Origin of the sequence: Photorhabdus kleinii, assembly GCF_025384885.1 — a bacterium.
Lineage (GTDB): Bacteria > Pseudomonadota > Gammaproteobacteria > Enterobacterales > Enterobacteriaceae > Photorhabdus > Photorhabdus kayaii.
On the sequence record NZ_JAJAFY010000094.1, the window covers coordinates 1 to 5,376 of the forward strand.

Sequence of the window (5,376 nt, forward strand, 5' to 3'; positions counted from 1 at the left end):
CCGCGAAGGTATGACTATTGCACGGGCGAAAGGGAAACTACGGGGGAAGCAGCCAAAATTGTCTGATAAACAGCAAAAAGAGTTGTGCCGGATGAATGAAACCGGGCAGTACTCGATCAGTGATCTTGCTGAGTTGTTTTCAGTCTCAAGACCAACAGTCTACCGGACACTTTCAAGAGGGAAAAAATGATCGACTTAACCGCAGAACAGCGGCAGCTGGCAAAGATTGTCCATGATTATGCCTGTCGGTTTCCTCTGACAGAGAATGACGATACCCAGCTATTGCAGGGCTGTTATGACTATATGAATGCCTTTAAACGGGTGATGGACAGTGCATCAAAGGTCCAGATGGATTACATTTGCCTGCAATATCCTGGGTATTTTCGCTTTGCAGTATGGATGGAACGAATGGCTCAGGGGATTGCTGATGGCGTTATTGAAGTTCCTAAAGATCACTAAAAATTACGATCCGGAAATTTTGATGAATTTCAGCTTACTGCCTCAGGTTCGCGAGATAGCTGAATCTAGAACTGTGTGCATCCTAGATAGACCTTATCAGGAGTGATTTGATGCTTTCAATAGTCGAAAAAAATAAGGGGTAAACAGATGTGGTCAGACAAGGAATCATCAGAAGATTACCTAAATTTTGGAGAAGTATCCCAATTAGCCGTCGATGTGCTCACTACCGAAGGTATGTTACCAGTATCGATAGGCATTTTTGGTAATTGGGGTGCTGGCAAATCCTCACTCTTGAAACTGATAGAGCAAAAACTTGAGAAAGATGATAAGGATTGGATTGTTATCAACTTTGACTCCTGGCTCTATCAAGGTTATGACGACGCTCGAGCTGCGCTTCTTGAAGTTATAGCCACATCGTTGACGAAAGCTGCGGATGGGAATGCCTCCATCGTCTCAAAAGCGAAGAAACTCCTTAGTCGGGTAGATGGATTTAGGGCAATGGGGTTCTTGGCTGAAGGAGCGGCTTTATTTGCCGGAGTTCCTACTGGGGGCTTTCTTGCTAGAGGTTTGGGAGCATTAAGAAATGTTTCAGATGGAATACAAAGTCAGGAAGAGTACGAAGCTTTAGGCAATCTGGCTAAAGAAGGTAAGGAGAAGGTTGGTGATTTGTTCAAGCCAGAGGTGAAAAAAAGCCCTCCTCAACAGATTGAAGCTTTCCGTAAGGAATATGGGGAAATTTTAGAAGAGCTTGGTAAGCCACTTATAGTGATAATAGATAATCTTGATCGCTGCCTCCCTGCTAACGCTATTCATACGCTTGAAGCTATCAGGTTATTCCTTTTCTTAACTAATACTGCCTTTATCATTGCAGCAGATGAGGACATGATTCGTTCTTCTGTGTCTGATTACTTCAAGGGGGCATCACAGCGCCATCAGATAGATTATCTCGATAAGCTCATCCAGGTTCCTATTCGGGTGCCAAAAGCTGGAGTGCGTGAGATTCGTTCATATCTGTTCATGCTTTATGCTATTGAACATGGCTTAAAAGGCGAAAAACTTACCAATCTCCGTGATGGTTTAGAAAGGGCATTACAGCATTCCTGGAAAGATGAACCAATCTCACGCCAGGACGCCCTGAAAATGACTGGTGAATCCGAGGATAGTAATCTAGCTTTGGCATTTGCACGTGCGGACCGTATTGCTCCTGTATTAGCGAACTCTCCAATAATCCATGGCAATCCCAGAATCGTTAAGCGTTTGCTGAATGTTGTGAAAATGCGTTCTCAAATTGCTAAGCGACGAGCGATGCCTTTGGATGAAGCAATTATCACTAAGTTAGTAATCTTTGAACGATGTGTCGGAGTAGATGGTACTGCTGATTTATATCACCTCGTGGATATTGAACAAGGTATGCCCCAGCTACTAAAACAGCTTGAGGATACTAACGGTCAAGTACCTTCGGAAGCGCCAAAGACATGGACTGATAATCCAACAACTAAAGCTTTCATTGCTCAATGGGCTCAGCTTGAACCGCGCCTTGGTGGAATTGATTTGAGAGCCGCTATATACCTATCCAGAGAAACTATGCCAATAGGTGCATATGTGGTCGGTTTATCGCCATCTGGACGGGAAGTACTGAATGCACTTATTGAACTGAAAAATACCAGTTCTCCTACAGCAGAAGACCTTTTGAAAACGCTTCCTCGTGAAGAGCAAGTACCTGTAATGGAAGGTTTAATTAGCCAATTAAGGCAAGTGTCAGATTGGGCTCGTAAACCTAAGGGTTTTTCCGGTGCATGCCTCTTAGCCCGCCATTCGGCAGATGCGGCCAGTATATTAATTCGTTTTTTGCAGGAGTTGCAACTGGGGATGAAACGGCCAGCGTGGATGACTGCAGCACTAAAAGATGAGCAATGGAATAAGGACGCTTAATGGGAACTTCACAATCAAGTACAGGTCCAGGTGGTGGTTCTCCACTAGTTCCACCTTGGGCTGATGATCAGCCACAGCAACCCTTGCCCCCGCCACAAGAAAGAAGGTTTGCGCCGTTCCGGGAATCTTTGGGAAATGCGGTTTTAAACGGTAATAGAGCAGACTTCAGAAAAGCCATAGGGCATTACGCGCGAAAAGCCTCTGGAGGGAGCGGTAGTGCAGCTCGACGATTAGGGAGTGTCACACAGGCAGGGGGCGGATTGTTTGGGGCATTGGCGGGAATGCCTGCGGCTCCAGGAGAACCAAGCATTGATTTGGGCAGTTTGGCTGGCCTTCCATGCGAAATGGCAATATCAGCTATTGCTCAAGCTTTAACATCACAGGATGGTGATTCAGAAAAGATTTGTGCAGCCATGAACCATGCCTTAGTGGAGGCTCTCGATGGTGTAGCAATTTTCGATCCCCAAAAAATAACTGATGGTGTGATCGTTGACACAATGATTTGTTATCTAGCTGAAAGCATTTTTCTGCAAATGGTCATGGATTCTAACAAGGCATGGAATAAAGCAGATACTCCTTCAAAAGCCATCCATGCAGAAACTGAACTTCGAGAATTGATCAAAGTTGTTGTTGATAAGCATATGGCTCCAAAACTTGTCGGTAATATCAGAACTTTTTCGAAAAATCAAATGGTTAATATTGAGCGTCAGGTAATCATTGAGGCTTGGCAAGAATGGGAGGCCTACCAATGACACAATTAGTTTTCCATCATGATCATCGTCTCTTACCGCCAGCAGGTGATAGCTTGTTGCCCGTACAGCTCTATGGATTAAGCGGGCAGGGTCGGGGTGATATATCTATTATTGGGAATCCTGCGATTGATCGAATTAAGCGCTTGGGAGTCAAAATTCCAGCTCAGGTCATGGATTTTTTGAGCATCGCACTAGCGGTTACAGCCGCCGATACCTTCGTTCAGCGTGAAAGCTCTGAGGATGGTTGGACTCGCCAATTCTCGTTACGACTTCCCCTTCATGAGCCATCTCGATGGATTGCTCTTAAGAAGGAGCTTGAAAGCGCTTTGCATTTCCTTAGTGGAGACATCTGGGATTTTGAATTTTGTAACGGTGGTTATGCACCACCAGAACCGTATAGCCAGCATTCAAAATTTCATCTGATTAAACTCAAAGATCTTGACTGCGTCAGCTTATTTTCGGGCGGATTGGATTCGGCTATTGGCGCAATAGATCTTCTTGCAGCAGGGCGTGCCCCGCTTTTGGTTAGTCATGCTTATAAAGGAGACAAGTCACGCCAAGATCAGATTGCTGAAAAATTAAATGGTCGATACTCACGGTTTGAAATTAATGCTGATCCGCATATATATCAAGGTGATACTGAGATTACGATGCGAACGCGTAGCCTCAATTTTCTTGCCTTTGCGGCTGTTGGCGCTTGTGCTGTACAAGAAGTATCTCAACAAGAAAAGGTCGATCTGTTTGTGCCTGAAAATGGGTTTATCTCGCTAAATGCGCCACTAACCCCACGAAGGATAGGTACGCTGAGCACACGAACTACACATCCACATTTTATTACGAGCGTACAAAAGCTCTTTGATGCGGCCGGTATTCCTTGCCAAATAATCAATCCATATCAGTTCAAAACAAAGGGGCAAATGGCCTCCCAATGCTTGAATAAGCAACTATTATCTGAAGTCGTGGAAAGTACAGTATCTTGCAGTCATTGGAAACGCCCGAATCAGCAGTGCGGAGTGTGTGTACCGTGCATCATTCGACGGGCATCGCTTCATGCTGGGGGGATTGATAAAGACGCTGATTATACTTTTCAGTCCCTAGCTAAAGTAATAAATGAAATTGATCGCAGGGATGATCTCATGGCTCTTAGGATTGCGATCGCACAGAAATCGACTTTGAAAATAGGAACATGGATCGCCAAAAGCGGTCCTTTGCCTACGGCAACATTCAATAATTTTAAGCAGGTGTTTATAGACGGCCTGGATGAGGTCGAAAGCTACTTACTAAGTGAGAGCATAGTGTGAGCATCGATATGCACTGTCATCTCGACTTATATCCTCAGCCAGAACAAGTGGCTGAGGAATGCAAGCGTCGAGGGACTTATATACTGTCGGTTACAACGACACCTAGAGCATGGCATGGGACCTCTTCACTAGCCAAAGGAAGCCAACGAATCCGAACAGCTCTTGGGCTTCATCCCCAAATAGCACATCAAAGATCGCATGAGTTAGAGCTATTTGATTCACTGCTTTCGGAAACTAGGTACATTGGCGAAATAGGGCTTGATGGTGGTAAGGGATTTAAAGAGCATTGGGACATCCAGTTGAAGGTATTCCGACACATACTCAATAACGTAAATCGTGCTGGAGGCAAGATTATGACTATCCATAGCCGAGGAAGTGCGTCAGCTGTCCTCGATGAGATCGAAAATATTGATGGGGTAGCAGTATTGCATTGGTTCACAGGGACACCTAAGCAGCTTGAAAGGGCTATCGATTTAGGGTGTTGGTTCTCAGTGGGGCCAGCAATGCTCGATACAATAAAGGGAAAGTCCTTAGCTTTGAAAATTCCCAAATCACGCATTCTTACAGAAACAGATGGGCCATTTGGTAAGTTTCGTAATGACCCACTAATGCCATGGGACAGTGAGATTGCAGAGAAGCAGCTAACCACATTATGGGACATGAGCCAGATGGAGGTTAAAGCTCAGCTTTTTGAAAATTTTAGAGAGTTATGTAAATTGTAAAATATCGTGGATATCCGTTGCCATATCATGCTGGAACACCACGCTGACAAAATTTTGGCGGCTTCCGGCTTACAACCCCATCCTTTCGTCTCCGACCATCCAACATCTCCATTGCTATCATATCGTGCCATTTAGTTCGCTTCGCTCACAGCTTAGTAGGGCGAGGGGGTATTGAGGCTCTCTATTTCGCTCTCAGTCGCATTACTTAAT

General features: G+C 44.9%; 6 protein-coding genes. All 6 read left to right on the top strand.

Features of this window, described 5'->3' with window-relative positions; translation table 11 throughout:
* On the top strand, nucleotides 1-190 hold a 190-nt coding region (locus tag LG003_RS22315; protein ID WP_262981677.1), incomplete at its 5' end, for a helix-turn-helix domain-containing protein.
* The gene (locus tag LG003_RS22320; RefSeq protein ID WP_262981678.1) at nucleotides 187-459 is read left to right on the top strand and encodes an arylsulfatase regulator; all 273 of its coding nucleotides are present in this window, start codon (nucleotides 187-189) and stop codon (nucleotides 457-459) included. The genes LG003_RS22315 and LG003_RS22320, both read left to right, overlap by 4 nt.
* A gap of 147 nt (nucleotides 460-606) precedes the next feature.
* A complete protein-coding gene (locus LG003_RS22325) occupies nucleotides 607-2,391 on the top strand; it encodes a KAP family P-loop NTPase fold protein (protein ID WP_262981679.1) in 1,785 nt (594 codons plus the stop codon).
* On the top strand, nucleotides 2,391-3,143 hold the full coding sequence (locus tag LG003_RS22330) for a hypothetical protein (protein WP_262981680.1): 753 nt from the start codon (nucleotides 2,391-2,393) through the stop codon (nucleotides 3,141-3,143). The genes LG003_RS22325 and LG003_RS22330 overlap by 1 nt, the downstream gene beginning before the upstream one ends.
* Nucleotides 3,125-4,444 (top strand): Qat anti-phage system QueC-like protein QatC, encoded by a 1,320-nt coding sequence (gene qatC, locus LG003_RS22335; protein ID WP_315903403.1) that lies wholly within the window; start codon nucleotides 3,125-3,127, stop codon nucleotides 4,442-4,444. The genes LG003_RS22330 and qatC overlap by 19 nt, the downstream gene beginning before the upstream one ends.
* 8 nt (nucleotides 4,445-4,452) lie before the next feature.
* Complete coding sequence (gene qatD / locus LG003_RS22340; protein WP_262981682.1) at nucleotides 4,453-5,166, top strand: Qat anti-phage system TatD family nuclease QatD; 714 nt, start codon at nucleotides 4,453-4,455, stop codon at nucleotides 5,164-5,166.
* The last annotated feature ends 210 nt before the right edge of the window (nucleotides 5,167-5,376 follow it).

What these genes read in the sequence shown, in the direction of transcription:
- qatD (WP_262981682.1), top strand. Translation starts at nt 4,453, where the DNA reads ATGCACTGTCATCTCGACTTATATCCTCAGCCAGAACAAGTGGCTGAG.
- LG003_RS22320 (WP_262981678.1), top strand. Translation starts at nt 187, where the DNA reads ATGATCGACTTAACCGCAGAACAGCGGCAGCTGGCAAAGATTGTCCAT.
- qatC (WP_315903403.1), top strand. Translation starts at nt 3,125, where the DNA reads ATGGGAGGCCTACCAATGACACAATTAGTTTTCCATCATGATCATCGT.
- LG003_RS22330 (WP_262981680.1), top strand. Translation starts at nt 2,391, where the DNA reads ATGGGAACTTCACAATCAAGTACAGGTCCAGGTGGTGGTTCTCCACTA.
- LG003_RS22325 (WP_262981679.1), top strand. Translation starts at nt 607, where the DNA reads ATGTGGTCAGACAAGGAATCATCAGAAGATTACCTAAATTTTGGAGAA.